Origin of the sequence: Primorskyibacter sp. S187A, assembly GCF_049800955.1 — a bacterium.
Taxonomy (GTDB): domain Bacteria; phylum Pseudomonadota; class Alphaproteobacteria; order Rhodobacterales; family Rhodobacteraceae; genus JAKVBH01.
The window spans coordinates 149,718-175,409 of sequence record NZ_JBNAGA010000002.1 but is presented as its reverse complement, the minus strand read 5'-3'; the positions used below and the strand labels follow the sequence as shown (position 1 = coordinate 175,409).

At 60.6% G+C, this 25,692-nt stretch carries 25 protein-coding genes; 12 read left to right on the top strand and 13 right to left on the bottom strand.

The annotated features are described in order from the left end of the window. Window positions 1-38 precede the first annotated feature (38 nt). Window positions 39-716, top strand: coding sequence for a tRNA (5-methylaminomethyl-2-thiouridine)(34)-methyltransferase MnmD (gene mnmD, locus ACP15S_RS11835; protein ID WP_425039845.1), 678 nt, complete (start codon window positions 39-41; stop codon window positions 714-716). Next, the gene (locus tag ACP15S_RS11830; RefSeq protein WP_425039844.1) at window positions 713-1,585 is read left to right on the top strand and encodes a DMT family transporter; all 873 of its coding nucleotides are present in this window, start codon (window positions 713-715) and stop codon (window positions 1,583-1,585) included. Before mnmD ends, ACP15S_RS11830 begins: the two co-directional genes overlap by 4 nt. On the opposite strand, the gene ACP15S_RS11825 is transcribed toward ACP15S_RS11830, so the two are convergent. Continuing rightward, the gene (locus ACP15S_RS11825; protein ID WP_425039843.1) at window positions 1,538-3,607 is read right to left on the bottom strand and encodes a lytic transglycosylase domain-containing protein; all 2,070 of its coding nucleotides are present in this window, start codon (window positions 3,605-3,607) and stop codon (window positions 1,538-1,540) included. The two genes, ACP15S_RS11830 and ACP15S_RS11825, sit on opposite strands and share 48 nt — an antisense overlap. Window positions 3,608-3,739: 132 nt before the next feature. Between ACP15S_RS11825 and dapA the strand changes: the two genes are divergently transcribed. Then, window positions 3,740-4,615: a 4-hydroxy-tetrahydrodipicolinate synthase gene (gene dapA, locus ACP15S_RS11820; RefSeq protein WP_425039842.1), complete on the top strand. Its 876-nt coding sequence runs from the start codon at window positions 3,740-3,742 to the stop codon at window positions 4,613-4,615. A gap of 181 nt (window positions 4,616-4,796) precedes the next feature. On the opposite strand, the gene ACP15S_RS11815 is transcribed toward dapA, so the two are convergent. The 7 genes from ACP15S_RS11815 to ACP15S_RS11785 all read right to left on the bottom strand — a co-directional run bounded on the left by ACP15S_RS11815 (window position 4,797) and on the right by ACP15S_RS11785 (window position 13,430). Continuing rightward, window positions 4,797-6,116 (bottom strand): M16 family metallopeptidase, encoded by a 1,320-nt coding sequence (locus ACP15S_RS11815; RefSeq protein ID WP_425039841.1) that lies wholly within the window; start codon window positions 6,114-6,116, stop codon window positions 4,797-4,799. Further along, a complete protein-coding gene (locus tag ACP15S_RS11810; protein WP_425039840.1) occupies window positions 6,113-7,465 on the bottom strand; it encodes a M16 family metallopeptidase in 1,353 nt (450 codons plus the stop codon). The genes ACP15S_RS11815 and ACP15S_RS11810 overlap by 4 nt, the downstream gene beginning before the upstream one ends. An 89-nt stretch (window positions 7,466-7,554) precedes the next feature. Continuing rightward, on the bottom strand, window positions 7,555-8,178 hold the full coding sequence (locus ACP15S_RS11805) for a DUF3035 domain-containing protein (RefSeq protein ID WP_425039839.1): 624 nt from the start codon (window positions 8,176-8,178) through the stop codon (window positions 7,555-7,557). Beyond that, complete coding sequence (lspA, locus tag ACP15S_RS11800; RefSeq protein WP_425039838.1) at window positions 8,144-8,632, bottom strand: signal peptidase II; 489 nt, start codon at window positions 8,630-8,632, stop codon at window positions 8,144-8,146. Before lspA ends, ACP15S_RS11805 begins: the two co-directional genes overlap by 35 nt. Window positions 8,633-8,722: 90 nt before the next feature. Continuing rightward, complete coding sequence (purH, locus tag ACP15S_RS11795; RefSeq protein WP_425039837.1) at window positions 8,723-10,321, bottom strand: bifunctional phosphoribosylaminoimidazolecarboxamide formyltransferase/IMP cyclohydrolase; 1,599 nt, start codon at window positions 10,319-10,321, stop codon at window positions 8,723-8,725. 15 nt (window positions 10,322-10,336) lie between these two features. After that, window positions 10,337-12,085: a heparinase II/III family protein gene (locus ACP15S_RS11790; RefSeq protein WP_425039836.1), complete on the bottom strand. Its 1,749-nt coding sequence runs from the start codon at window positions 12,083-12,085 to the stop codon at window positions 10,337-10,339. Window positions 12,086-12,161: 76 nt separating this feature from the next. Beyond that, window positions 12,162-13,430: an RsmB/NOP family class I SAM-dependent RNA methyltransferase gene (locus ACP15S_RS11785; protein WP_425039835.1), complete on the bottom strand. Its 1,269-nt coding sequence runs from the start codon at window positions 13,428-13,430 to the stop codon at window positions 12,162-12,164. A 57-nt stretch (window positions 13,431-13,487) separates the two neighbouring features. Between ACP15S_RS11785 and ACP15S_RS11780 the strand changes: the two genes are divergently transcribed. Next, on the top strand, window positions 13,488-13,697 hold the full coding sequence (locus tag ACP15S_RS11780; protein ID WP_425039834.1) for a DUF1674 domain-containing protein: 210 nt from the start codon (window positions 13,488-13,490) through the stop codon (window positions 13,695-13,697). Between the two features lie 8 nt (window positions 13,698-13,705). On the opposite strand, the gene ACP15S_RS11775 is transcribed toward ACP15S_RS11780, so the two are convergent. Both ACP15S_RS11775 and dapB read right to left on the bottom strand, forming a co-directional pair. After that, entirely contained in the window at window positions 13,706-14,011 is a 306-nt protein-coding gene (locus ACP15S_RS11775) for a dihydrodipicolinate reductase (RefSeq protein WP_425040888.1), read from the bottom strand. Window positions 14,012-14,140: 129 nt separating this feature from the next. Beyond that, window positions 14,141-14,953: a 4-hydroxy-tetrahydrodipicolinate reductase gene (gene dapB, locus ACP15S_RS11770; RefSeq protein ID WP_425039833.1), complete on the bottom strand. Its 813-nt coding sequence runs from the start codon at window positions 14,951-14,953 to the stop codon at window positions 14,141-14,143. An 81-nt stretch (window positions 14,954-15,034) separates the two neighbouring features. Here dapB and rbfA point away from each other — a divergent pair, with 81 nt between their 5' ends. The 7 genes from rbfA (at window position 15,035) to ACP15S_RS11735 (ending at window position 19,561) form a co-directional block, all read left to right on the top strand. Beyond that, the gene (rbfA, locus tag ACP15S_RS11765) at window positions 15,035-15,430 is read left to right on the top strand and encodes a 30S ribosome-binding factor RbfA (protein ID WP_425039832.1); all 396 of its coding nucleotides are present in this window, start codon (window positions 15,035-15,037) and stop codon (window positions 15,428-15,430) included. Next, complete coding sequence (locus ACP15S_RS11760) at window positions 15,417-16,154, top strand: phosphodiester glycosidase family protein (protein WP_425040887.1); 738 nt, start codon at window positions 15,417-15,419, stop codon at window positions 16,152-16,154. Before rbfA ends, ACP15S_RS11760 begins: the two co-directional genes overlap by 14 nt. A gap of 79 nt (window positions 16,155-16,233) precedes the next feature. Continuing rightward, a complete protein-coding gene (truB, locus tag ACP15S_RS11755) occupies window positions 16,234-17,145 on the top strand; it encodes a tRNA pseudouridine(55) synthase TruB (RefSeq protein WP_425039831.1) in 912 nt (303 codons plus the stop codon). After that, on the top strand, window positions 17,135-17,662 hold the full coding sequence (locus ACP15S_RS11750; RefSeq protein WP_425039830.1) for a DUF1643 domain-containing protein: 528 nt from the start codon (window positions 17,135-17,137) through the stop codon (window positions 17,660-17,662). Before truB ends, ACP15S_RS11750 begins: the two co-directional genes overlap by 11 nt. 73 nt (window positions 17,663-17,735) lie before the next feature. Next, complete coding sequence (locus ACP15S_RS11745) at window positions 17,736-18,737, top strand: calcium-binding protein (protein WP_425039829.1); 1,002 nt, start codon at window positions 17,736-17,738, stop codon at window positions 18,735-18,737. A gap of 168 nt (window positions 18,738-18,905) precedes the next feature. Next, window positions 18,906-19,175, top strand: coding sequence for a 30S ribosomal protein S15 (gene rpsO, locus ACP15S_RS11740; RefSeq protein ID WP_425039828.1), 270 nt, complete (start codon window positions 18,906-18,908; stop codon window positions 19,173-19,175). 113 nt (window positions 19,176-19,288) lie between these two features. Then, window positions 19,289-19,561 (top strand): DUF5665 domain-containing protein, encoded by a 273-nt coding sequence (locus tag ACP15S_RS11735; protein ID WP_425039827.1) that lies wholly within the window; start codon window positions 19,289-19,291, stop codon window positions 19,559-19,561. Window positions 19,562-19,600: 39 nt separating this feature from the next. Here the strand turns inward: ACP15S_RS11735 and ACP15S_RS11730 are convergent, their stop codons facing one another. Further along, window positions 19,601-20,665 carry a sodium-dependent bicarbonate transport family permease gene (locus tag ACP15S_RS11730; protein ID WP_425039826.1) on the bottom strand — a complete coding sequence of 355 codons (1,065 nt, stop codon included), beginning with the start codon at window positions 20,663-20,665 and terminating at the stop codon, window positions 19,601-19,603. Between the two features lie 169 nt (window positions 20,666-20,834). After that, a complete protein-coding gene (locus tag ACP15S_RS11725; protein WP_425039825.1) occupies window positions 20,835-21,653 on the bottom strand; it encodes a spondin domain-containing protein in 819 nt (272 codons plus the stop codon). Window positions 21,654-22,109: 456 nt separating this feature from the next. Here ACP15S_RS11725 and pnp point away from each other — a divergent pair, with 456 nt between their 5' ends. Further along, window positions 22,110-24,242, top strand: a complete 2,133-nt coding sequence (gene pnp, locus ACP15S_RS11720; protein ID WP_425039824.1) for a polyribonucleotide nucleotidyltransferase — start codon at window positions 22,110-22,112, stop codon at window positions 24,240-24,242. A gap of 125 nt (window positions 24,243-24,367) precedes the next feature. On the opposite strand, the gene ACP15S_RS11715 is transcribed toward pnp, so the two are convergent. Further along, window positions 24,368-25,627, bottom strand: a complete 1,260-nt coding sequence (locus ACP15S_RS11715) for a DUF2254 domain-containing protein (RefSeq protein ID WP_425039823.1) — start codon at window positions 25,625-25,627, stop codon at window positions 24,368-24,370. Window positions 25,628-25,692 lie beyond the last annotated feature (65 nt).

The following is a 25,692-nucleotide window of genomic DNA, read 5'->3' as shown; positions in this document are numbered from 1 at the left end:
TTATGTCGCCGTGTTTGCCTCAAATACGGCAGGGAGACATGACAGACCAGAGCAAGAGATCCCGCGATCAGGATCTGGAATGGCGGGGCGATGTTCCCGTCTCGCGTCAGTTCGACGATCCTTACTATTCGCTTGATGATGGTGTCGCGGAAACGTGGCATGTTTTTCTCGCAGGGAATGACTTGCCGGACCGGTTCTGTGACGGTTTTCATATTGCCGAATTGGGCTTTGGCACCGGTCTCAACCTGTTGGTTGCGTTGCAGGCGTTTCGCGCCGCAGGCATCCCCGGCAAGCTGCGCTATACATCTTTTGAAGCGTTTCCCCTGCCGCTCGAGGCCATGCAGCAGGCGCAGCGCCCGTTCAAGGAACTTGCAGCGCTTGCTCAAGAGCTGGCGCCCCAATGGGGTGCGTCCGAGATCACGCTTCAGGATCTGGAGTTTCGGCTGATCGTTGGGGATGCGCGCGACCGCCTGCCGAACACCGACCTTGTTGCAGATGCCTGGTTTCTCGATGGGTTCTCGCCCGCCAAGAACCCGGAACTCTGGGACGCTGATCTGCTGCGCGCAGTAGGCGAGCATACGGCACCGGGGGGCACCTGCGCGACGTATACTGCGGCCGGGCATGTCCGGCGCGCGCTGGATGCTGCTGGTTTCGAGATCTCGCGTGTGCCGGGGTTCGGGCGCAAGCGGCATATGAGTGTTGGGCGTCGAAGATGACACCCGACCGGCGCGGCCAGCTTTATATGACGGCAACGGCAGTGGTCTTTGCGGCGCAGGACGGGATCTCCCAGCATCTGGCCTCGACCTACAATGTCATCATGATCGTGATGATCCGCTACTGGTTTTTCGCGGCTTTTGTCGTAGGGATTTCGATGCGCGAGCGTGGCGGGCTGGCTCGTGTCGCGCAATCGGCCTTTCCGAAGGTGCAAGCGCTGCGCGGTGTCCTGCTCGCGTTGGAGATATGTGTGATGGTGGGGGCCTTTACCCTACTGGGTCTGGTGGAGAGCCACGCAGTTTTTGTGGCCTATCCGCTGCTTGTCGCCGCCTTGTCCGGACCTGTGCTGGGCGAATATGTGGGCTGGCGCCGCTGGGCTGCTATCGGCGTCGGTTTCATGGGTGTCTTGTTCATCCTGCGCCCGGGGGTGGGCGTCTTCTCGCCTTATGCGCTGGTTCCGCTGGCTTCGGCGACCATGTTCGCGCTCTACGCCTTGTTGACGCGCTTCGTCGCGCGACGCGACAGCGCCGCCACGTCTTTTTTCTGGACCGGTACTGTTGGCGCCGTGTTCATGACCTGTCTGGGTATGTGGTTCTGGGAGCCCATGAGCAAGACCGATTGGATGTGGATGGCGGCGCTTTGCGTGACCGGTGCCTTCGGGCACTGGCTTATGATCAAGGCCTATGAGGCGGCGGAGGCGTCTTCGATCCAGCCACTGGCTTTTTTGCAATCCCTCTTTGCCGCGGGCATCGGAATTATGCTCTTCGGTGAGGTGCTCGAATGGCCGGTCCTTGTCGGGGCGTTTCTGATTGTCGGGGCCGGGCTATTCACCCTCTACCGCGCGCGGGCGCAGGGCAGAGCTGACCAATAGGTCCGAGAAGGGCTGGGGCAGGGGGTCCAGCCCGAGGCGGGCCCGGTAAATCGGCAGGCTCTCCGTGACCCGCATGACGTAGTTGCGGGTTTCCCGAAACGGGATGCCTTCGATCCAGTCAACGATATCCACGCCCCGTCCGCGCGGGCTGCCATAAAGCTCCTGCCACCGGTCTGCGCGCCCCGGCCCGGCATTGTAAGCGATGGCCATAAGCACGGGATTGCCATCATATCGCAAGGCCATCTGGCGGAGATACTCTGCGCCAAGCCGCGCGTTGTAGCCGGGGTTCGTCAGCAGACCGTCGAAGGAATAACTGAGGCCCAGATCGGCAGAGACGTCGCGGGCAGTGGCCGGCATCAACTGCATGAGCCCACGGGCACCCGCGTGAGACACCACACCGGGATCAAACTCGCTCTCGCGCCGGGCAATCGCAAGAACCAGTTCGGCCGGAACGGGCCAGCGCAAATCCGCGATGGGGTGTCGCGCGTAATAAGGCGCGTGGATCTCAAGGCCCGCCTGTGCGGCGCGTTTGCCAAGCATGACCTCGATATGCGGCTGGCCCAGCTCTTCCAGCATCTTGCCCATCAGGCGGATCTGATCTTCGGGCAGTGTTTCGGACAGATGCGTCCAGAAGCGCTCGGCGGGCCAGTCTTCGCCGGCGGCCAACAGCAGCGTTGCGGCTTTGTGCACGCGAGACGTGGTGAACGCCGCGGTGCGCCAATCGCCCTCGGGTTGGCGGCCTTGAAACGCATCAGGGATCGGGACGCCAACACGCTCGGCGGCGAGCAACCCATAAAATGACGTCTGATAGCGCGCGGCCTGACGGTAAGCTGCTTCAGCGGCTTCGGGGTTTCCCAGCGCCGCATGCGCGCGGCCGACCCAGTATCCCGCCCGACCCAGAGAAATCGGCGTGAACACGTCGTCGCGAAACCGCTCGAAATGTGCGAGGGCGCGGCTCGGGTTCCCCAAGCGCAGCGAGAGATAGCCCGATAGCCATTCCAAATCCGCAAAATCGCGGCCCGATGTCAGGAAATGGCTGGATGCCACACGGTAGGCATCTGACAGCTCACCCCGGCGCATCAGGGCGCGGGCCATCGGGCGTCGGTCGGGGGCCCAGAATTCGGGTCGGCCCAGCATCTCTGCCGATGTCGAGCGCGCCATCAGGATGTCTTGCTTGGCCTTGCCGCGCGCGATACGAAACCGCTCGAAGGCCAGCCCAGGGTCGTTTCGCAGCTCTGCGGGAATGTCACCCGCGGATCCGCCCCGGCGCAGCGCCATTCGGGCCTGCGCCAGTTGCCATTGCGCCTCAGATACGAGGCCCTCCATGCGGCGCGGATTGTTCGTCCAGCCTTTCCAGAGCATCAAATCCAGCCGATCCCAATGATGAGGGCGCAGGAGGGCTGAGAAGTCATTGAGGAAGACCGCCTTCTCGGAGGGTTCCAGATCAAGCGTTTTCCAGGCCTCAACGATGACCGCGCGCGCTTGTGCGTCCTGATCCGCCGACCGGAGGGCCAGGGCATATGTCAGGGCGCCAATGCCTGTGCGCGGCGTATGTTCGGCAAAGAACTGCAAGACGTCTGCACGACCCGCATCGACCATCGCGGGCTCGGATTTCTCTTTGAGCAATGGCAGGCCCGGCCAGTCGCTATTGCGGGACAAGAAGTCAGTGACCTCTGCAGCGCTGCCTTCGCCAGCCCGCAGTTTGTTCCACAACACGATGTCCTGCGCGACAGGCCCGTCTGCGGCGGCGTGTTGTAAGGCAAGCGCCCAGTCTTCCGCGCGCACGGCATCCATGGCTCGCGCGAGAGGGCGAATGGCCTGTGCATCGCGCTTTTTGGGCCGCAATTGGGCCAGGGCCTCTGCCTCTGCCTTGCTGGGCTCGGCGCTTGGCTCGACCGGGGGCGCTTCGGCGACATCTGTGACGGGACGGGCGACAGGGCGCAAACTGGACTCGACCACCGTTTGCCCAAAGGCGGGGACAGCCAAACAAATCGCGAAAGCACAAAGGATAGCGCGGGTCATGGCTTGCAATTTCTCCATCGCCGGGGAATAGACATCTGATAAATTAACCTGTCGCGCGGGAGCATCAACCGACGATCCCGCGATCAGGCCTCACGCGGCAAAGGTTTGCTGCACACAACAAAGGAGCGTCTCATGTTCAAAGGGTCCATGCCAGCCCTGGTAACGCCGTTTAAAGACGGCGCCGTCGATCTGGAGACGCTGCGAAAACTTGTGGCGTGGCATATTTCTGAAGGCAGCCACGGTCTCGTTCCTGTCGGCACGACGGGCGAAAGCCCAACGCTGACCCATGACGAGCATGAATTGGTCGTTGAAGAGGTGGTCAAGGCCGCTGCGGGCCGTGTGCCCGTCATCGCGGGGGCGGGGAGCAACAATACGTCCGAAAGTCTGCGCTTCATGCAGCATGCGAAATCGGTCGGCGCCGCAGGCGCGCTCGTCGTGACGCCATATTACAACAAGCCCACGCAAGCTGGGCTTATCGCGCATTTCAAAACGCTGCACGACGCGGTTGATCTTCCTATTGTCATCTACAACATCCCCGGGCGGTCCGTTGTCGACATGACGCCCGAGACAATGGGCGAGCTTGCCAAGCTGCCGCGGATCGTCGGGGTCAAGGATGCGACGGGAGACCTTGCGCGGGTGTGCCAGCAGCGCATGACCTGCGGTGCGGACTTTCTGCAGATCTCGGGCGAAGATGCGACAGCCCATGGCTTCAACGCGCAGGGCGGTGTGGGGTGTATCTCCGTGACGGCCAATGTGGCGCCTGGTTTGTGCAGCAAATTGCAGGACGCATGCCTCGCGGGAGACTATGCGCGTGCTCTCGAATTGCAGGACAAGTTGATGCCGCTGCACCAGGCCATTTTCGCGGAGCCGGGTCTGTGCGGCGCGAAATACGCCATGTCGCGGTTGGGTCTGTGTTCAGAAGAGGTGCGGCTGCCCTTGTTGCCTGTCTCCGAGCAGACGCGTGCCCAGATCGATGCGGCTCTGACGTCTGCGGGCCTTCTGGGGTAGTTTCGTTTTTGGCGAAGGGCGCCAATTAAGGCCTTCTTAACCAAGATGGGGGCATAGTCGGCGGGTGATCAGGGTGTCGTTGTCAACCCTGCCTATCAAACCGGTTTTGTCCCCCTTTAACCGGTCAGGCCGGAGGTCCCCGCCTCCGGCCGTTTTCTTTTTCGAGAAGCGAAGCCAGTTTTTACTGCGTGGCCTCAGTGGGCAATCCCTCGGGCTTGCCAACGACGACAAAGCCAAGCTCATCAGGTCTGAACAGCTCTGATGCGACCCGATTGATCTCTTCCAACGTCAGAGCATTGACCAGATCATTGCGCTCTTGGACATAGCTCATCGGGATATCATCCACTTGCATGCCCACAAGGATGTTGGCGATGCGTCGGTTGCCGTCAAACCGCAGAGGATAGGCGCCGGTCAGATATGTCTTGGCCTCCTCCAATTCGGTCTGGCTGACGCCTTCAGAGGCAATGCGCGCCCATTCCGCCTGAACAACATCAATCGCCTCTGCGATCCGGTCGTTGGCCGAGGAGAATTGACCCACGAAGGCATGGGAGAATTCCTTGGGCATCAGATAGGAATAAATCCCATATGTCAGCCCGCGTTTCTCGCGCACCTCTTGCATCAGACGGGCCTCAAACCCACCGCCGCCGAAGATCGTATTGATCACGAAAGCTGCAATAAAATCGGGATGATCCCGCTCAAGACCGGGATGGCCAAAAAGCGCTACGGATTGCGGTGTGTCATACTCCACAACAGTAACGCCGGGTTCCAGACCGAAGGGGACCTCGTTCGGAAACGCGCCGCCCTCGGCTGGAAGCGCGCCAAGAAGCGTATCCATGACCGCACCCAATTGCTCCGCAGTAATGTCGCCCACGGCAGAGATGTAGACGCGATCACGCGCCAGCGCAGCGCGATGCGCCGCGACCAGATCATCGCGCGTCAGCGCCTCAACGACCTCTGCGGTTCCGGACACCGGCTGACCATAGGGATGGTCCCCAAAGGCCAGAGCGTCAAAGGATTGACGTGCTATGGTCGACGGGTCTGTCTGGTCAGAGGCAATGCTGGAGAGCACCTGAGCACGCACACGCTCAATCGCATCCTGAGGGAAAGAGGGCTCAGTAATCGAGCGGCGCAGAAGATCAATCGCCTCATCGGTTGTATCGGTCAGGAAGCGCGCGGAAATCGAAATGCCGTCGTCGGACGTGTCGTAGTCGAAACTGGCCGCCAGCATTTCAACTTTCCGGGCAAAGCCGCGCGCGTCCAGATCGCCCGTTCCTTCTTCCAACAGGCCTGACATGAGATAGGTCACGCCCCGTTTGTCCGCCGGATCGAGGGAGGCTCCGCCCTTGAATTGTATTTCGAGCGCCACGAACGGGATGGAATGGTCCTCCACCAACCAGGCCGTCAGGCCGCCGGGAGATGTGACTTCCTTGATATCGATTTCGGCGCGTGCGGCAGAGGTGAGCCAGACAAGCGACAAGCAGGCTGCGAGAAACACTCTCATTGGGTAATCTCCTCAGACGCGTCAGCAGGGCGGGTGAGATAGGAGGTCACGGAGCGATCAAGATCAAACAGCGCATCTGCGGCCGCAAAAATCTCCTCCTCCGTGATGGATTGCAGAATGTCTGGCCATGCCTGAATGTCTTCGACCGTCAGACCCGCCGTAAGCGCGCGGCCAAAACGATTGGCAACTTGCTGCACATTGTCCTGGCCATAAATTTGCGACGCGTAGATTTGACGTTTGATGCGGGCCAGTTGGTCATCGTCGATGTCGCGCGTTTCGAGAAACTCGGCCACGACCGCGTCCATTGCGGCTTCCCCGTCTTCGAGGCTCACACCCTGAGAGGGCACCATGACCAGCGTGAACGTGGTGTCATCCAGAGACGTTGCAGAATATCCGGCGCCTGCATAAACGGCCTTTGACGTTTTAAACTGAAGCGCTTCGGCCAGCACGGACGTTTGAGACCCTCCGAGCACTTCGCTCAGCAGATACAGCGCCGCAGCTTCGCGTTGTGCACCCGGATCGCGCTCAGGCGCCAGATAGCTGCGCATCACATAGGGCTGCGCCACGCGAGGGTCCTCAAAGACCATGCGCCGCGCGGCAGTTTGCGGCGGCTCTTGCGGGCGGGCGCGCGGCTCAATCTCGGGATTGGCCGGAATCGGCCCGTAATGCTCTTCCGCTAGGGCCACAATCTCGTCAGGTGTCACATCCCCGGCGACGATCAGGATCGCATTGTTGGGCGCGTAGTGGTCTGCATAGAACTCCAGAGCATCATCCATATCGAGCGAGACCATCTCATGGCGCCAGCCAATGATGGGTACGCCATAGCGATGATTGAGATAGAGGGCAGCGCGCATCTGTTCGCGCATCAAGGCGCCCGGGTCATTCTCGGTGCGCTGATTGCGTTCTTCGATGATGACTTCGCGCTCCGTCAGGATGTCTTCTTCTTTGAGCTGCAGATTGACCATGCGGTCGGCCTCCATCTGCATCATCAGGCCCACGCGATCCGCGGCGACGCGTTGGAAATAGCCGGTGTAGTCATAGCTCGTAAACGCATTGTCGGAACCGCCGTTTTGCGCAACCGTCTTGCTGAACTCGCCCGGTTCGAGTGTGTCCGTGCGTTTGAACATCAGATGTTCGAGAAAGTGCGCGATGCCCGATGCGCCCGCAGGCTCATCGGCTGACCCTGCTCGATACCACACCATATGAACGGCAACCGGCGCGCGATTGTCTTCGATAACAACCACTTGCATCCCGTTGTCGAGTGTTGTCGTGGTTACCGGTTGTTCGGCCATGACCTCTGTTGAGGTGCAGATCAGGGCCGCGAGGCCAAACCATTGAGCAAGGCGCATGCGCACTCCTTTCACGGATGTTTCGTGATCAAATGGGCGTGAAGCCCGCCGCTTCAAGGGATTCTGACATGCTCGTGAGCATGAGCTGCCTAGAATTCGAAGCCCTCGGGCGGGGCCGCAGGCGTACGAACACCCGCGCGGCGGAACCGGTTCAGCTCGTTGTAGGGGTCCAGACGCTGCCGTCTGTAGGCTTCGTTGTATTCGTCTTCTGGTACGATCTTCCACGTGAAGAGCGACTTTCGGCGGCGGAATTCCAGATCTTCTTCCGCCAGATCAGCACGAATATTGCCGTCGCGCCCAAAGCGGCTCACGCTTGCAATCAATGCGCTGTCGCCTGTGGGCACGCCACCTTGAGGACGCACGCGCGCGGGATTTCCGCCCAACGCCGCCACAGCATCTTCCACCGGCCGCTGATCCGTCCGGTTGGCCGCACCGGGTGTGGGTTGTGGCAAGCTCGACAGTTCCGAAGGCAACTCGAGAGGCTTCGTGGGCACGATCCCGAATTCCTCCGGACCGTCACCCGCATTGCGGATCATGCGCAGGGAGATATCCCGTTCGCCGCACCCTGCCAGAAAAACGGCAAGGCCAAGGGCTGTCAGGGTCAGCACGGGGCGGCGCGATGTCATCTGGGTCTCCTGCTCGGCTTTTGGGGATGTGTAGCCCATCTTAGCAGCGTCGTCACGCCCGGTTTTCATCGGCAGGATCATTGTCATGGCTCGTGAAGAACACGAGCCCAATTGCCCCTGCAAAGATCGCAACATCCGCGACGTTAAACGCAAACGGATTGTCGATCCCGCAGCACGACATGTTCAGAAAATCCGCAACCGCGCCATACAGCACCCGATCCACGATATTGCCGAACGCACCCCCAATCAAAACACCGGCAGACAGGAAGCCCAACCGCCCGGGCGGGTCGCGCTTCATCCAGATCAGGACAAAGGCCACAATCGCCAACGCCACCGCGATCAGGATATAGCGCGTGAGATCATTCTGGCCCGAGAACAGCCCAAAGTTGATCCCGTAGTTCCATGCCATACGAAGATTCAAGAATGGCGGCAGGACATCAATCTCCCCCACACGTCGTAAATCCAGCCAATAGACCACGAAATATTTCGTGGCCTGGTCCAGCAGGAAAATCCAGAAAGCGGCCCAACCCAACAGGCGCATGCCGCGTCTCCTTTCATCTGACATGTTTCCGTGCACCTAATGTGCACAGGTTCAAATTGAAAGCCCGCGAGACGCGGTGTCCCGAAAGCCCTAGTGTCGGAAGTGGCGCATGCCCGTAAACACCATCGCCAAACCAGCCTCATCGGCGGCCCGGATCACGTCGTCATCGCGCATCGAGCCGCCGGGCTGGATGACACATGTGGCGCCCGCGGCAGCCGCTTCCAGCAATCCGTCCGGGAAGGGGAAAAACGCGTCCGAGGCGACGGCAGAGCCAATGGTGAGCGGCGTCTCATATCCGCATGCCTCCGCCATGCGCTCCGCCTTCTTGGCCGCAATCAAAGCACTGTCGACACGGCTCATCTGTCCGGCACCCACGCCCACGGTGGCTTGATCCTTCACATAGACAATCGCGTTGGACTTCACGTGTTTGGCGACCTTCCAGGCAAACAGCAGGTCCCGCATTTGTGCATCGTCGGGCGCGCGCTTGGTGACGACACGCAGGTCATCCATGCCAATGAAACCCGTGTCTTTGTCCTGAACCAAGAGACCCCCGGCAACCTGACGCACGGTTTTGCCAACGGCCCGCACATCCGGCAGCCCGTCCGTCGTCAAAAGACGCAGGTTCTTCTTCTGGCCAAAAATACGCATGGCCTCATCGCTGGCCCCGGGCGCGATCACGACTTCTGTAAAGATCCCGGTAATCTCTTGCGCGGTCTCCGCATCAAGCGGCTGATTGAGCGCAACGATCCCGCCAAATGCGGACGTACGATCGCAATCAAAAGCTGCTTTATAGGCCTCCAGCAAGCTCGCCCCGCGCGCCACACCGCAGGGGTTGGCATGTTTGATGATCGCACAGGCCGCGCCTTCGCCGGGGTCAAACTCCGCCACGAGTTCAAAGGCGGCATCGGTGTCATTGATGTTGTTGTAGCTCAGCTCTTTGCCCTGGTGTTGCTTCGCCGTGGCCACGCCGGGTCGGGCTGAGCCATCCCGGTAGAAAGCTGCAGATTGGTGCGGGTTTTCGCCGTAGCGCAATGTCTGTGCGATCTCGCCCGAAAAGCTGACGCGGCGCGGGGCCTGCGCCCCGATGCTGTCGGCCATCCATGTGGACACAACCGCGTCATAGGCGGCGGTCCGCGCATAGGCGATCTGCGCCTGACGCTGCCGGAACGCATAGGTGGTCGCACCCGCGTTGCTGTCGAGCTCTGAAAGCAGCGCGTCGTAGTCTTCAACATCGACAATCGTGCAGACATCCCCATGGTTCTTGGCTGCGGCGCGGATCATCGCCGGGCCACCGATGTCAATGTTCTCAATCATCTCGTCGTAGCCTGCGCCGCGCGCCAGAGCGGCCTCAAACGGATAGAGATTGACCACGAGAAGATCGATCGCGCCAATGCCATGGGCCTGCATCGCGGCCACATGGTCGGGGTTGTCCCGCAAGGCCAGCAATCCGCCATGCACGGCCGGGTGCAATGTCTTAACGCGGCCATCCATCATCTCGGGAAATCCCGTCACATCCGCAACATCGACAACCTCGAGCCCCGCATCGCGCAGCGTTTTGGCGGAACCGCCCGTGGATAAAATCTCAACGCCCCGTGTGGCCAGAGCCTTGCCCAGATCAATCAGGCCTGTCTTGTCGGACACGGAAATCAACGCGCGTTTCAGCGCAACGGGTGTGGCGGCATCTTTCATCGGAGCAGCGATCCTTCAGGTCTCTTCGAATTGTATCTCGTCGCGCGCGAGGTCGCGGACGGCAATCGCGGTCTCCTGCGCCTTGGCAAAGGACCACCTTAGGCGCGTCGCATAGCCCATCGCGCGATGAGTTAAAACGATCTGTTTTGTCGCGCGCGGCCGCAAGCGCCCCGTCTCGAGATAGACAGAAGGCTCAAGCGTCATGTCCGCCTCGCCTTCATGCCGGAACACCCAGATCTCGCCGGATTTCAACGCGAGCGAAACAGCAGCGCCGCCAAGATCAATCGCCGCATCCACATCTGGGTGCAGGTGAAACCGGATGTGGAAGGGGATGCCGCCCAGCTTCGCTTCGTTCATCCGTGCATCGAAAAGCGCCTGATCCGCTTTCTCGATCGCGATCAACAGATCCTCGCCCACGATGCCGCGGCCATCAAATGTAACCTCCAGCGTGCGCGCATGGGTTAGGCCATGGGTGACGACATAGCCATTGTGCCCGCCCTCAAACCGCAACCCGTCGGGCGCGGAGGACATCTCGACTGGCACCTCCTCGGGCACATCCGCCAACATCTCCCGGCGCAAACCGCTTCGTGCATTCTCCCGCCCCAGCCGCGCCGACGAATACCCCTCAAGCGACAGAACCGAATGAGACGGGCTCGCCCGCCCGGCGCGGCGCCAGTCCTCGCCAAAGAAAGCGCCCGACCCGCAGTTCACGATGAGCGGGCGTCGCCCGGAGGTGAGCTCAAACGCCAAGGTCGAGGCATGGCCGTTGAAGGAGGCGGTGCCTTTGGGCGGCGAGGACGCATCGACAATGATCGTGCTGCGCCCGGCGCTCAGACGCGCAAATCCCATGGCGAGACCGTCCGCATTTTTGCGAATGCCCGCTTCGGCCAGCGCAAGATCCAGCCTGCCATCGACCCCCTTGCCGCCGCCATGAAACCGCGCCAGACCGCCATCTGCATGCCGCAACGCCCGCAGGGTTGGCGCGATCCGCTCAATCGCGGCCTGGTGTGCCTCTGGCACAGTGCGGCCTGTTTCGCGCAGCGCCATCGCGGCCCAGATCAAAAGGGTGAAGACTTCCAAAAGCTCTTCTGGATTGCGCGTCGGGATGCCGCCCTGATCACTGATTTCTCGCGCGCATTCCTGCGCCAGAGCATCAATGGCAGGGCTTGCCAGCTCTTCGCGGCCCTCAAGTGACAGCCCGGCATAGATGAGCCCCGTGAGCGCTTCAAATCGCGGCAAGCCGGGAAGTGTCATGCGCCAGGTCTTGGACAGAAACGCCGCTTGATGGGAGAGCGAGGCAAAGAAAGCCTTCGAGCTGTCTTTGTCGACGCCGCCAATCAGGAAAATCGCGTGATGGATCCAGCGAATGATGCGCCGGCCGGTCAGATCCGGCGTCCAGCCCGGGCCGGACCCGTTGCCATAGGCCGCAACCCAGGCCCCCAGCCACCGCTGCGCCACGTCTCGCGCGGGCAGGTCTCCCACGGCGGCCAGATCGTCCAGCCAGCCAAAGCCGTGCGTTTCTTCGATGAAGGCGATGTCCGGCGGCGTCAGGCTCCACAAATCGGCATCGCGCGCCTCGATTAGATGCCCGGCAAACATCAGGTTGCCCGCACAGAGCTGTCGTCCGCGGGCAAAACTACCAATGGTTCGCGGCTCAGGGCTGGACACAAAACCTTTGGCCGGAGCCACAGAAGCGGTTCGGCGGGCGTGCCAACTCTGCACATATCGTGTCCGCAGGGCGGACCAGCGATCTTTTCGGGACATTTCTCTGCCTCAGGGCGCTCTTTGCGGCGTTTTCTTTGCGTATGTTAACGCTTTCAGGCATCCAAGTCACGTCCGCTTAGGCGGAAGTTTGCAGACACGCCATGTAAAAGCCGTCCATGCCGCCATGTTCGGCCCACAGGTCAGGACGCAGGCGCAAACCACCCTCGCTTGAGCGCCATGCCGGGTCCACTCCGTGTATGTCAAAGGCCTCACGCACAACCCGCAAAACATCATGTCGGGCGAGGGCGTCATCGATCTGGCATTCGCCCTCGTCAGGCAGGAGAGAACAGGTGCAAAAAACGAGTTTCCCGCCGGGCTTGAGAAGGCTGAGAGCATGGTCAAGCATCCGGGCTTGCATCTCGATCAACGCCCCGATTTCCTCGCCGGTCTTGGCATGCGGCAAGTCAGGATGGCGTCGGATTGTGCCCGTGGCGGAGCAGGGGGCGTCAAGAAGGATGGCATCGAAGCCTGTCTGATCGTAGCTCAATGCATCCGCGCAGACGATGTCGGCCTTCAGGCCTGTGCGCTCCAGGTTTTCATGGACCCGCGCAAGCCGGCTTTCGGAGGCATCAAGGGCCGTGACCTTTGCGCCGCGCGCGGCCAGCTGCATCGTCTTGCCACCCGGGGCCGCGCACATATCCAGCACGTTCAGACCTGTTACATCGCCCAGACCGCGCACGGGCAGCGCGGCCGCCGCGTCCTGAACCCACCAGGCCCCGTTTGCAAAGCCGGGCAGGGCCGACACCTGCCCCGGATCGGTGAGGCGCAGCGTGCCTGTGGGCAAAACTATGCCGTCGGGTTGGTTTGCGTCACTGGATTTCAGTGTGAGATCCAGCGGTGGGCGCTCGGCAAATACGCGCTCCATGGCGGCCACGCTATCGGCGCCCCAGGCGTCCGCGAGCGGGCGGCGCAACCATTTTGGCAGATGCGGCGCGCGCAGCTCTGCCCATTTGGCGGGTCCCTCCGCTGCAACCTTGCGCAGGACGGCATTCACAAGACCCGACAGGGCACTGTGACGTTTCGTGGCGCGGGTCAGCGATACCGCTTCGTTCACGACGCCATGGGCATCCCCTCCCAGACAAAGCTCACAGGTCGATAACTGAAGAATCTCGAGAACTGGCGGGGGGGGCGGTTTGCGCAGAAAGGGTTTCAGAACGCGGTTGGTGCGCTCCAGATGGCGCAATGTGTCGGTGGCCAAGCGTCCAGCGCGCGCCCGTTCGGCAGCGGGCAGGTTCGCGAGGCGCGGTGCGCCCTGAACCTCGGACAAGAGGCGCCCTTCACGCAGGACCTGTGACAACAGCCACAACGCCGCGCCGCGTGCAGTGAGAGTGCGTTTGTCCGCCATGGGCTGCCTTTCATCATGGCGCTTGCCTGCGCCGGGTGGCGCCGTATATCAGGAGCTATGGATCAGGAAAAGCAGACTAAACCGATCAGCGAAGAAGATCGTCGCGCCGCGCTTCCCGAGGCCGCGCAGCGCGCTTTGGCGGAGGCAGATGCGCGCCGCGAGAAGGCGTCTGGGGATGCCTTGCCGTTGGAGCTTGGTGGACGCGATGGGCCAGAGCCTGTGCGCTACGGTGATTGGGAGAAGAAAGGCATCGCGATCGATTTTTGATCGCGAGCTTACCTCAGTCTGAACTCCGCAGAATCGCCTGCGCCGCGATCAGAGGTAAAGCGCACGCGATTGCCGTTGGCACGGACCTCCTGGCAATTGTACCCGAGCGGATCGCCACCCCAGAACAGATCACGGCAGAAGTATCCGTCTTGCCATGTCCAATTGCCTTCGACATCCCAGCGCGCGCCACGCCCGCTGATCGACCCATTGGGTGTCACTTGCAATTTCACGAAAGGCCGCGACAGGGTCTTGCCGGCAATAAGCTCGACGAATTGCTGTTTGGTTTTGACGGTCGCCAGTTCCGCCTGCGCCATTAGAGGCAGGACAGTCAGGGCGGTGGCAACAATAGATATTCTAAACATGGTTTGGTCCCCAAGTGCTTTTTACATCAGCATTTGCGACTCATACGTGTGAGAGACGGATCTGGTTTACTCACGTTTTCTTTATAAACCCAAAACATCCATCATGTCATAGGCCCCGGGCGCCCGATCCTGGCCCCAAAGCGCGGCTTTCAGGGCGCCACGCGCGAAAACCCGCCGATCGGAGGCGATGTGGCGCAGGACGATGCGCTCACCGGCAGCGGCAAACATCACATCATGCTCGCCAACGATGTCGCCGCCGCGCACGACAGCAAATCCGATATCACCCGTTTTGCGCGCGCCTGTGATGCCATCGCGGCCCCGGTCCGACACGTCCGCAAGCGAGACGCCGCGCCCCGCAGCTGCGGCTTCTCCGAGCATCAACGCGGTGCCCGAGGGCGCATCAACCTTCTGATTGTGGTGACTTTCGATGATCTCGATGTCGTAATCGGGGTCCAACGCGCGCGCGACCTGTTCCGTCAGCTTCGTCAGCAGGTTTACGCCCAGAGACATGTTGCCTGCGCGCACGATCGTGGCATGGCGCGCGGCGGCATCGAGGCGGGCCAGATGCCGCTCGTCGAAGCCTGTTGTCCCAATGACATGCACCAAGCGCGCCTGCGCGGCGAGATCGCCGAAGGCAACGCTGGCGTCAGGGGCGGTAAAGTCGATGACAGCCTGTGCTCTGGCAAAGACCTCCAGCGGATCATCGCTGACGATGACGCCTGATGCGGCACCGCCCATGGCTTCGCCGATATCCTGCCCCACCCATGGGTGTCCGGAACGCTCCAGTGCGCCATGAAGATGGGCGCGGCTGCTCTCGTTGACCGTCTGGACCAACATCTGGCCCATCCGGCCCGAAGCGCCTGTGACAACTATGCCGGGGGTCTGATCGCTCATGAGGGCTCCTTTGGCGTTTTGTTGCTTCTAGCCCGCGCGGCGGCGCTTGGCAAAAGGGAGAAGAGGGCATATTGCACATTTATGGCATACAATAAGTTTCATGACGGCCCCGGGCCCTCGCAACGCCAACTTCGCGTCGGCGAACTCATTCGCAGAACCCTGTCTGACGTGTTGCTGCGCGGCGATGTGCATGACCCCGATCTCAACCGGATCTCGGTTACGGTCGGAGAAGTGCGCACTTCGCCTGACCTCAAAGTGGCCACAGTGTATGTGGCGCCCTTGGGGGGCGAGGGTCAGGATCAGATCATTGAGCTTCTCGCGCGCAACAAATCAGAGCTGCGCCGCGCCGTTTCAAAGCAGCTGACATTGAAATATGCGCCCGATCTGCGCTTTCGTCTGGATGAAACCTATGACCGGATGGATGAGACTCGCGCGATGTTTGCTCAGGAGACGGTGCGCCGTGATGTGGAAGAATGAGACATTTCTGGCCGCGCTGCTTCTGACGGCGACGAGCCCGGCCCTCGCCTGTGAAGACATGACGTTTGAAGAGGTGCCCTTCACAATTTGTGAGGCGGATGCTCAGACCGATTCTATTCGCCTTTTTCTGCGCGATGAAGACGGCGCGGTTCATGGCAGCTTCGGATCGGTGGACGCGGAATTGGCGGGCGACGGGCTCGCACTGCGTTTTGCGATGAATGGCGGCATGTATCACGACGATCGCGCGCCGGTGGGCCATTATGTCGAGGACGGCGTGGAGGTGATGCGTGTGATCCCCAATGCGGGGCCGGGCAATTTCGGCATGCTGCCCAATGGCGTGTTCTGCATGCGGGACAATCGGGCGGATGTCTTCGAGACGATGGCCTTTGTTGCCGCTGCGCCGGAGTGCCGGTATGCGACGCAATCGGGGCCGATGTTGGTAATTGACGGGGAGCTTCACCCGAGGTTCTTGCCCGACTCAACCTCAACCTTTGTGCGTAACGGCGTTGGCTCCAGTGCCGATGGGCGGCGTGTCGTCTTTGCGATTTCCAACGCGCCTGTCACATTCCATACCTTCGCACGATTGTTTCGGGATGCGCTTGGCGTGCCGAATGCACTCTTTCTCGATGGCAATGTCTCCCGCCTCTACGATGCCGAGGCGGGACGGTCAGATTTCGGGCGCACGATGGGGCCCATTCTCGGCGTTGTGGATCCAAACGGATAGGCCGCAGCATCAGCTGCGCTCTTGACGAGCAAGGCGTCCCTCCGCTACCCCGCCGCCTCATTCCAAGACGGAGGGGCCCATGGGGCGCAAACGCAAGGGCCGGGATATATCCGGCTGGCTCATCGTGGATAAACCGGCAGGCATGACGTCGACGGCGGTGGTCAACAAGGTTCGCTGGGCGCTTGATGCGAAGAAAGCGGGCCACGCGGGTACGCTCGATCCTGACGCCACCGGAGTGCTTGCGGTTGCTCTGGGCGAGGCGACGAAGACCGTTCCCTACGTGACCGACGCGCTTAAGGCCTATACTTTCACCGTGCGTTGGGGGCAGGCCACCAATACCGACGATGCGGATGGCGAAATCATTGCCGAACGCACGGCGCGCCCGGATGAGGCCGCGATCAAGGCTGCGTTGCCAGCGTTTCTGGGCGATATCGAACAAGTGCCGCCCGCGTTTTCCGCTGTGAAGATTGACGGTGTGCGGGCCTACAAGAAAGCCCGCGATGGCGAGGATGTCGTCCTGTCCGCCCGGCCACTTTGGGTTGAGGAATTGCTCATGACAGACGTGCCCGATGCCGATCACGCCGTGTTCGAAATGACGTGTGGCAAAGGAGGCTATGTCCGCTCGATTGCGCGTGATCTGGGTGAAGCTCTGGGATGTCTGGGCCATGTCGTGCGCTTGCGGCGTGTCTGGTCCGGGCCCTTTGATGTGGAAAGCGGGATCACGCTTGAGACCATCGAGACATTGGCGCGAACGCCAGAGCTGGACACACATGTTCAGCCGCTGGAAGTGGCTCTTGCCGATCTGCCGGAGTTGCGGGCGACCGAGGGGGCAGTCACACGGCTGCGCAACGGCAATCCCGCGGAAGCCATTGGTCATGCCGAATTCGGCGAGACGGTGTGGGTGAGCCATGACGGGCGGGCGATTGCCGTGGGTGAATATCGCGGCGGTCTGGTACAGCCTCAACGGGTGATCCTCGATCATGGCGCTTGAGTGGCGGCATCACGTCAGCGAAGATCAGGTTGTCTCCGAAGCGGTCTTTTCCGACTGCGGCACCTATCGCTACGCCTTGTCGCGGCGCTGGTCTGACCGGCCCGCGCTTGCCTTCGTGATGCTGAATCCCTCGAAAGCGAACGAGAAAGCCAATGATCCGACGATTGCGCGCTGTCAGAAACGGGCGCAGCTGCTCAATTTTGGTGGCATAGAGATCGTAAACCTATTTGCGTTTTGCGCGACAGACCCAGCCGATTTGGCCCGCGCAGAGGCCCCCGAAGGCCCGGAGAATGCGCATTTTGTGCGAAGAGCCGCGGAACGCGCGGGCATGGTGCTTGCGGCCTGGGGGGTGCACGGGGCGCATCTGGGTCAAGACGCCAAGGCATTGTCATGGCTGTCGCAATATAGTCTGCACGTGCTTGGCCTGACGCGGCAGGGGTTGCCGCGCCATCCGCTCTACGTAAGCTACGCGGCGCGCCCCATGCCTTGGGACGGCGCAAGTGCCCGAAATCGTTAACCTATTAACCTCTCAAAATTTGCTGAAAAGGCAATCTTGTGATACCCTCAGCCAATTGATGGAGTAGGGTCCAATGTTATTGTTTGCAGGTCTGTTAAGCGCCGCCATGGTCGGTTCGCTGGTGTTGCTGGGCAACGAAAGCACGGATGACGACGCGGTGGGTGATCAGCGGGACGACACTACGGCTCAGGGCGATGGTATCGGCGAAGGGGATTTGGTCGCTGATGCTGTGTCAGAACTTGATGATGGCGCGCCCACGGATCCTGCGTCGTCGGATGATCCGGATGTGCCACCGGCTGCTGACAATCTTGAGGGTACTGATGGGTCCGATCTCCTTTCCGGTGGCGAGGGCGACAGCACGATCACACTCGGTGCAGGCAACGATCTGGCCACCGGCGCAGGCGGGAATGACACGCTTGAGGGTGAAGACGGGAACGACACGCTCGAAGGCGGAAGCGGCGATGACCTGCTGTCCGGCGGTGCTGGCGATGATCGGCTGGAGGGCTGGCAGGATGACGACACGCTGATCGGCGGTGCTGGCGACGACACCTTGCGTGGCCACATCGGTGATGACTTGTCGCAAGGCGGTGCCGGTGATGATCTGATCGAGGATGGCGCGGGTGACGACACGTTGGAAGGCGGGAACGGGAACGATGTGCTGCTCGGTGGCGAAGGCGCGGATGTGCTGCGCGGCGGAGCGGGTCAGGATACGTTGAACGGCGATGACGGCGACGACACGTTGCATGGCGCGGATGACACGGCGCAGGATTTCCTCAACGGAGGCCATGGCAACGATGTGATCGAAGCCGGAGACGGCGATGTTGTTCACACCGGGAGCGGCGCCGACCGCGTGATGATCGAGGGCGGTACGCTGATCGACCTGATCGATTTTACCAGCGGCGAAGACCAGTTGCAGATTGCAGTTGGTCAGGACCAGACCGACGCGGAGATTGATGTCAGTTACGATGAGGAAACCGACATCACGATCATCCGCGTGAATGGCGTTGCAACGGCTGCGCTGGATGGTGAGGTGGCCTTGCAGCCCTCAGATGTGACGTTGGTTGCTGCAGCCTAAGTTTCTCCTAAAGCACCCTGTAAACAAAACCACTTTCCCGTAGCGCAGAATCATCCTATACGCGCGCATCGCGCTGATGTGCGCGATCCGCTGTGTGCGGTTCTCCATGGGCCTTGCTGGACGACATCCCGGCTCGCGCCATTCACTCTAACTTCAAAGGAGACCCCGATGTCGATTACTGCTGAAGACAAAGCCCGCGTGATGAAAGAATACGCGACCAAAGACGGCGACACAGGTTCGCCCGAAGTTCAGGTTGCCGTATTGTCCTCGCGCATCGCGACTCTCACAGAGCACTTCAAGACGCACAAGAAAGACAACCACTCCCGTCGTGGTCTGCTCAAGCTTGTGGCCCAGCGTCGGAAGCTGTTGGACTATCTCAAAGCCAAAGATGAAGCGCGCTACACGTCGCTCATCGGGCGTCTTGGTCTGCGCCGCTAAATCGTGCCGCAACCGACCGACAAAGGGGCCTTTGCGGGCCCCTTTTTCTTTGCCCCGATTGGCGCGTCGGTCTCGCCACCCTATGATGACATCGAAGCAATGGGAGCCCCTGCATGTCAGACGAATTGCGTGAAGAAGTCCGTGCGTTGAAAGAGGAAGTGTCCAAGTTACGGGCGCACCGCTTTTTGCGCACCTATGACAGCTTCCCGCGTTTGATGGCCTTTTCCTTCGCGCGGGGCCTCATGGTTGGCCTCGGGGGTGTCATTGGCGCGACTGTTCTGCTGTCGCTTCTGGTCTGGTCTCTCAGTCAGGTAGAATTCATTCCGATCATCGGCGATTGGGCGCGCCAGATTGCAGAGATCGTACAGGAAAACGGCGCGAATTGACTTCGCGCCGCTCCCATCACTTTGGCTGCCCCGTGGCCCCTAGAAACCGATGAACCTGTCGGCCAGCGCCATGAACAGCGGGATCGAGAGGATGGCGACGGGCGTTCCCAGGCCTGTCGACGTGCCGACATAAGCGGACGGATTGGCCTCTGGCAGCGCAGCGCGCATCGTGGGCGGGCCGGAAATGTCCGAGCTGGAGGCCGCCATGACAGACAGCAACACGGCGCCGCCCGCTGAAAACCCTGTCAGATGATGTGCAGCCAGCCCGATGCCGAAGCCAATCAACCCGTGCACGATGGGCGCCGTCAGACCGTACAGAACGTAGGCATGCGCCACCTTCCTCATCTCGGAGAGCCGTGACCAGGCTTCCATGCCCATGACGAGCATAAGGATCGAGAGCAATCCCCGGAAGAGCGGTTCATAGAAGCTTGCATAGACAGCGTCAGGCCGCGCAAACAGGCCCAACATGATCCCGAGGATGAGTGCGGAAATGGCCGGGCTGCGGAATGTGTCGATGAGAATGCCCTTGACCATGGCACCATCCCACGCGCCGCCGCCTGCCGACTTCGCGCCGCCACCCAAGGTCATCGTGCCGCTCGCTTGAACGGATCCGGCGGTTTGCCGTACAGCACTCATCCGGGCGAGAACGATGGCTGTGACAAGGGCTGCGATATCCATGAAGGGATAAAGCGCGCCAATGAAGCCTTCGTAGGCAATGCCTTCGCCATCGAGCACGGCCATACTGGCTGCAAGCGTCGAGGCCGACACGGCGCCGAACAATCCAACCGTCGCCATGCCATCCATATTCGAGACACCGCGCCATTTTGCCAAAGTAACACTGCCCAAAAGCACAATCAGAATACCGGCTATGGCCGCACCGATGGCAGGCACAGCCAGCGCCACAAGATCCGCCTCTCGGACAGAGATACCAGCGCCAATCCCGATCTTCAGGAGCAGAAGCAGGACAACGAAAGAATAGACGGGCTGCGGCACTTCAAGTTTGGACCCCAAAGCCGCCAGAACCATGCCACCAATCAGGAAAGCCAGCGTTGGCTTTTGCAGCTGCGAGAGCATGGTGCTCAATATGTCGAGTATCAGATCCATAGCATGTAAAACCCCGTGATGCGTGTTCCGACGGGTGTAGCGATGCGGCGGGGAAATAAAAAATACTACATTTATATGAGTTCGATCTGAAAAACAGAACGAATAGGCCAGCGGTTGCAACTCGCCCTGAGAGTGGATTGGCCCTGTGATGGGCCAATCCTTGCTGGCGTCAGGCTTTGCGGCGGACCCAACCAAAGAGACCAAGGCCCAGCCCCAGCAACAGCCCGGAGGCCGGCAAAGGAACGGGCGCGGCGACTTCCGTCACGGCGATGGACAACAATCCAAACGCCGCGCGGTCTGACGCAAAATCAAGCTGTGCGGCATCGCCCAGCACGTCGCCTGTGGCCAGAGTTGCGCCTGCGAATTCGGCAAGCGTCGTGGCCAATGAGATCGTGCCCTCGCCTGCGGGGTTCAGGCTGATGTCCTGATCACGCACAAACGCCGAGCCCAACAGGCCGTTGGCTTCTGTGCCGGCATCATAGAAATGGTTGCCTGTGACATCGATTGTGAAGGGGCCGACAAAGCTGCCTGAATCATCGAGAACCTGATAGGCATAAGCGTCATCATTGCCGATAAACGTGTCGTTTGAAGGCAGGACCATGGAGAGGAATGACAGGAACGTTGCGCCGGTCTGCTCCAGCGTGATCTGTCCCGAGACGGTCTCACCGGGTTGGATCGGGGGCGGGCCATCCGGGCTGGCCAGCACAAGGCCTTGGCTGTTGGGATCCGTCGCGCGTCGTTGCGCGGCAATAGCGGCAGGCGAGCCAGTCTCCGCGATCTCCTTGAGCCCCGCTGATGCAACGCCGCCGTTATCAAAGGCGTCAAAAGAGCCGTTGTGAAATCCCAGATAAAGCGGCGTGGCAGACAGCCCGCCCTCACTTTGCAGATTGGTCACGGTGATATTGAGCGTCGTCGCCTGCGCGGCCGCCGCCGACAAAACGAGCGCGAGCGCCGTGAGTCCCGTGCGTTTGAATCTGTGTTGGAACATATGTGTCTCCTGTCCGTTGTGATCGCCCGGATCATTGCCCGGGTGTGCACCATCACTCCGGCAAGGCTTGGTATTTTGGAAATCACATGGCTGAGACAGCGCCGTGTGCTCGCCAGCTCGTGATTTTCAAGTGAACAGGATCTGTGCTTCGCGCATGCGCGCGCCGCGGCTGCCCGGACGTCAAACCATCCGGCAGCGCACGCGGTTGAACCACTTGTGCGGGGGGCACTGAGGGCGCGCCTCCCCTAGGGCCGTGAAACGCGACTGATGCAGCTGCAACAAGCCTAAAATCTGCGCGCTTTTCAAAGGCCTGAAAACCGTGTATGCCGCGCCCATCTGAGACGTGACGCTCTGACCCCGGCGCATGACATGGATGGAGGGGTCGGCGGCAATGGGGCCGCCATTGGAACGGGAGACCCGGGACCGCCCGGGAGTGCTCCCATATAGGATACCTAGATGTTCAACATTGTGAAAAAAGAGATGCAGTGGGGCGAGGAGACGCTCACACTGGAAACGGGCAAGGTTGCCCGTCAGGCAGATGGTTCCGTCATCGCCACGCTGGGCGAGACCCGCGTCATGGCGAACGTGACCTTCGCCAAAAGCCCCAAGCCGGGACAGGACTTCTTCCCGCTGACGGTGCATTACCAAGAGAAATACTACGCCGCGGGCAAGATCCCCGGCGGCTTCTTCAAACGTGAGGCGCGCCCCACCGAGAAAGAAACGCTGACCGCGCGTCTGATCGACCGTCCGATCCGCCCGCTCTTCGTGCCGGGCTTCAAACACGAAGTGCTCGTGATGTGCACTGTGCTCAGCCACGATCTGGTCAATGACCCCGATATGGTCGCGATGATCGCGACCTCCGCCGCACTGACGATTTCCGGCGCGCCGTTCCGTGGCCCGATTGCGGGCTGTCGCGTGGGCTTTGAGGATGGCGAATACATCCTGAACCCCGAGATCGACGATATGCAGGATCTGCGCCTGAACCCTGATCAGCGCCTTGATCTGGTCGTCGCCGGCACCAAAGACGCCGTCATGATGGTGGAGTCGGAAGCCTATGAGCTGACCGAGGAAGAAATGCTCGGCGCAGTGAATTTCGCCCATGAGCAAATCCAGCCCGTCATCGACTTGATCATCGATCTGGCCGAAGATGCCGCGAAAGAACCCTTTCCCTTCGAAGCGCCTGACTACTCCGAGCTCTATGCAGCTGTTGCAGCGGCAGGCGAAGAGCAGATGCGCGCGGCCTATGCCATCCTCGACAAGCAAGAGCGCACAGCAGCGGTGTCCGCAGCCAAAGAGGCGATCATTGCCGCTCTGACCGAGGAACAGCAGGAAGACGCCAATCTCGGCTCCGCGCTCAAGAAGCTCGAATCCAGCGTTTTGCGCGGCACGGTCGTGAAAGAAGGCAAACGGATCGACGGGCGTGCGCTCGATGAGGTCCGTGACATCGTCTGTGAAACAGGCCTGCTGCCCCGGACCCATGGCTCGGCGCTCTTCACCCGCGGTGAGACGCAAGGCTTGGTCGTCACCACGCTGGGCACCGGCGATGATGAGCAATTCATCGACGCGCTGCACGGCAATTTCAAATCCAACTTCCTGCTGCACTACAACTTCCCGCCCTATTCGGTCGGTGAAGCGGGTCGCGTGGGCCCTCCCGGCCGCCGCGAAATCGGCCACGGGAAATTGGCATGGCGCGCCCTTCAGGCCGTTCTGCCCGCGCCCACGGACTTCCCCTACACAGTGCGGCTGGTCTCCGAGATCACCGAATCCAACGGGTCGTCTTCCATGGCGTCCGTCTGTGGTGGCTCGCTGGCGATGATGGATGCGGGCGTTCCGCTCAAGGCTGCTGTGGCCGGTGTGGCTATGGGCCTCGTGCTGGAAGATGATGGCTCCTATGCGATCCTGACGGACATCTTGGGTGATGAAGATCACCTTGGCGATATGGACTTCAAAGTGGCTGGGACAGAAGCGGGCATCACGTCGCTGCAGATGGACATCAAGGTCGCAGGCATCACGCCCGAGATCATGCAGAAAGCCCTGGCACAAGCCAAGGCGGGCCGTCTGCATATCCTGGGCGAGATGAACAAGGCGCTGTCCGGCGCGGGTGACTTCTCCGTCCACGCCCCACGCATCGAGACGATGAATATCCCGACCGACAAGATCCGTGAAGTGATCGGCTCGGGCGGCAAGGTCATCCGCGAGATCGTGGAAGTGTCCGGTGCCAAGGTCGACATCAACGACGACGGTGTGATCAAGATTGCCTCGCCCAACGGCGAAGCCATCCAGAAGGCCTATGACATGATCCATTCGATCGTGGCAGAGCCTGAGGAGGGCGCGATCTACACCGGCACAGTCGTCAAGATCGTCGATTTCGGCGCCTTCGTGAACTTCTTCGGCAAGCGCGACGGCCTCGTGCACGTCTCCCAGATCGAGAACCGCCGTTTGAACCACCCCTCCGACGTCCTCAAAGAGGGCCAGGAAGTGAAGGTCAAGCTCTTGGGCTTCGACGATCGCGGCAAGGTCCGCCTGTCGATGAAGGTCGTCGATCAGGAAACCGGCGAAGAGATCAAGAAGGAAGAGAAGGCGGACTAGGTCTGTCCCTCTTTCGCAAAGATCAAGGCCAGCCTCCGGGCTGGCCTTTTTTATTGCTAGGGAAGTGTTCCAGGCCCGTCAGCGAGCGTGCGCTACAGCGTATTGTTACGGTTAAAGGAGGCAGGCTAAGGGAGCCTTAGCACCGAATTTGCCGCCCGAAGTCTTGCCAAATCTTCATCTGGCAATCCGGCCCTCGCTGCTCTGTCGATGGTTTGTTTTGCAAGGCCCTGAGCGGCTCGGGAGAGCTCGGCATTCTCGGAGCGAGACAACGTCGCCAAGCTGGTCAATAGCTGCTCCAATACTCGATAGCTTGCGGTGCATTCTCTCGAAATCTGTGCAAATGAGGCCTCCACGAACTCGGCACATCCGGGAAACCGCGCGAAGACATTCCGGACGACCGGCGCTGAAGGGTTCGGTTTTTCATTCGCATATCGCCAGAGCAACGCTTTGAGAACGAAAATGGCTTCTATTGCTGTGCCCGGATCATTGAGGCCCGGAGAGAGGGCTTTCAGGCCGATCTCTGAAACGACGACCAAACCAAACTCCGCGTCTTGTTCATGGGTTCGGAGATCGCCAAAGGTGAACGCTTTCATTAACTTCAGACAGCCAGCATCGTCGACCGAACCTGAGATGTGTCCAATGACCTCGCCCATCAGGATGTGATCGCCTGGGGTCGCATCGAGATAAACTGTGCTTTTGTCAGGAAGACACTTCTGCAACATCGCCATATCGATCAACTGCAGATACCCAGATTGCGGGGCGTGCAAGGGCGTTGTTTTCGTTGGCAAAACGATGTCTTCAGTCAATTCCTGTGCGCCAAACCCTGGATGGCGTGCTAGAGCGAGAAGTGATGCCTCGGCGCGCCCTTTTGCAGCCTGCAAACTGTCATGAAGGCTGCCCAGTGTTGTCAGATGATTGATCCATCGCAACAGCGATAAGATCACGGCAACCACCACGATGGTTGTAATGCCCATGACAATGAGCGCAGCTTCAGTTGGATAAAACCCCAAGCGATACAAGACCAATGAGCTAAGTGAATACACGAAGGCTCCGATGAAAACCGACAGCACAGATTGCGTTGTCGTGTCTTCAAGCAAAATGTGATGCACGCGCGGTGTGGCAGTGTTGGCCGCCGCCCGATGGGCGGACACCATGATGCTGAGTGAAAATGTTGAGACCGCCAGCATCGTACTCGCCAAAATCGTGAGAACTGGCGTTACCGAGGTGAAGTCGAGACTAGTATTTTCATTATAGCCAAGGAGCGCGTTGACGAAGGGGCTTGCGAGGGTCGCGGCAACAGACAGGAGCGCATAGAGCAGGACGCGCAACCCCATACTCCGATAATGCCGCAGAAATATGAGCTTCAGCCAATTAAGTCGGTTCATGTGTACCCCAGGGCCGATTGGACGACACGATACTTATCGTGCCAAAGCATAGTCAGCTACCGCGA

Coding starts and splice junctions, on each gene's coding strand:
- ACP15S_RS11775 (WP_425040888.1), bottom strand. CDS start 14,011: ATGGCGCAGGCGGAACTGGCGACCGTCAAAACCAAACAGCAATTCGTC.
- rbfA (WP_425039832.1), top strand. CDS start 15,035: ATGGCATACAATAAGTTTCATGACGGCCCCGGGCCCTCGCAACGCCAA.
- lspA (WP_425039838.1), bottom strand. CDS start 8,632: ATGCGCCTGTTGGGTTGGGCCGCTTTCTGGATTTTCCTGCTGGACCAG.
- ACP15S_RS11785 (WP_425039835.1), bottom strand. CDS start 13,430: ATGGCGGACAAACGCACTCTCACTGCACGCGGCGCGGCGTTGTGGCTG.
- ACP15S_RS11805 (WP_425039839.1), bottom strand. CDS start 8,178: ATGACAATGATCCTGCCGATGAAAACCGGGCGTGACGACGCTGCTAAG.
- ACP15S_RS11815 (WP_425039841.1), bottom strand. CDS start 6,116: ATGAGAGTGTTTCTCGCAGCCTGCTTGTCGCTTGTCTGGCTCACCTCT.
- dapA (WP_425039842.1), top strand. CDS start 3,740: ATGTTCAAAGGGTCCATGCCAGCCCTGGTAACGCCGTTTAAAGACGGC.
- ACP15S_RS11730 (WP_425039826.1), bottom strand. CDS start 20,665: ATGGATCTGATACTCGACATATTGAGCACCATGCTCTCGCAGCTGCAA.
- ACP15S_RS11715 (WP_425039823.1), bottom strand. CDS start 25,627: ATGAACCGACTTAATTGGCTGAAGCTCATATTTCTGCGGCATTATCGG.
- pnp (WP_425039824.1), top strand. CDS start 22,110: ATGTTCAACATTGTGAAAAAAGAGATGCAGTGGGGCGAGGAGACGCTC.
- rpsO (WP_425039828.1), top strand. CDS start 18,906: ATGTCGATTACTGCTGAAGACAAAGCCCGCGTGATGAAAGAATACGCG.
- ACP15S_RS11725 (WP_425039825.1), bottom strand. CDS start 21,653: ATGTTCCAACACAGATTCAAACGCACGGGACTCACGGCGCTCGCGCTC.
- ACP15S_RS11780 (WP_425039834.1), top strand. CDS start 13,488: ATGGATCAGGAAAAGCAGACTAAACCGATCAGCGAAGAAGATCGTCGC.
- ACP15S_RS11745 (WP_425039829.1), top strand. CDS start 17,736: ATGTTATTGTTTGCAGGTCTGTTAAGCGCCGCCATGGTCGGTTCGCTG.
- truB (WP_425039831.1), top strand. CDS start 16,234: ATGGGGCGCAAACGCAAGGGCCGGGATATATCCGGCTGGCTCATCGTG.
- purH (WP_425039837.1), bottom strand. CDS start 10,321: ATGAAAGATGCCGCCACACCCGTTGCGCTGAAACGCGCGTTGATTTCC.
- ACP15S_RS11830 (WP_425039844.1), top strand. CDS start 713: ATGACACCCGACCGGCGCGGCCAGCTTTATATGACGGCAACGGCAGTG.
- mnmD (WP_425039845.1), top strand. CDS start 39: ATGACAGACCAGAGCAAGAGATCCCGCGATCAGGATCTGGAATGGCGG.
- ACP15S_RS11790 (WP_425039836.1), bottom strand. CDS start 12,085: ATGTCCCGAAAAGATCGCTGGTCCGCCCTGCGGACACGATATGTGCAG.
- ACP15S_RS11825 (WP_425039843.1), bottom strand. CDS start 3,607: ATGACCCGCGCTATCCTTTGTGCTTTCGCGATTTGTTTGGCTGTCCCC.
- dapB (WP_425039833.1), bottom strand. CDS start 14,953: ATGAGCGATCAGACCCCCGGCATAGTTGTCACAGGCGCTTCGGGCCGG.
- ACP15S_RS11750 (WP_425039830.1), top strand. CDS start 17,135: ATGGCGCTTGAGTGGCGGCATCACGTCAGCGAAGATCAGGTTGTCTCC.
- ACP15S_RS11735 (WP_425039827.1), top strand. CDS start 19,289: ATGTCAGACGAATTGCGTGAAGAAGTCCGTGCGTTGAAAGAGGAAGTG.
- ACP15S_RS11810 (WP_425039840.1), bottom strand. CDS start 7,465: ATGCGCCTTGCTCAATGGTTTGGCCTCGCGGCCCTGATCTGCACCTCA.
- ACP15S_RS11760 (WP_425040887.1), top strand. CDS start 15,417: ATGTGGAAGAATGAGACATTTCTGGCCGCGCTGCTTCTGACGGCGACG.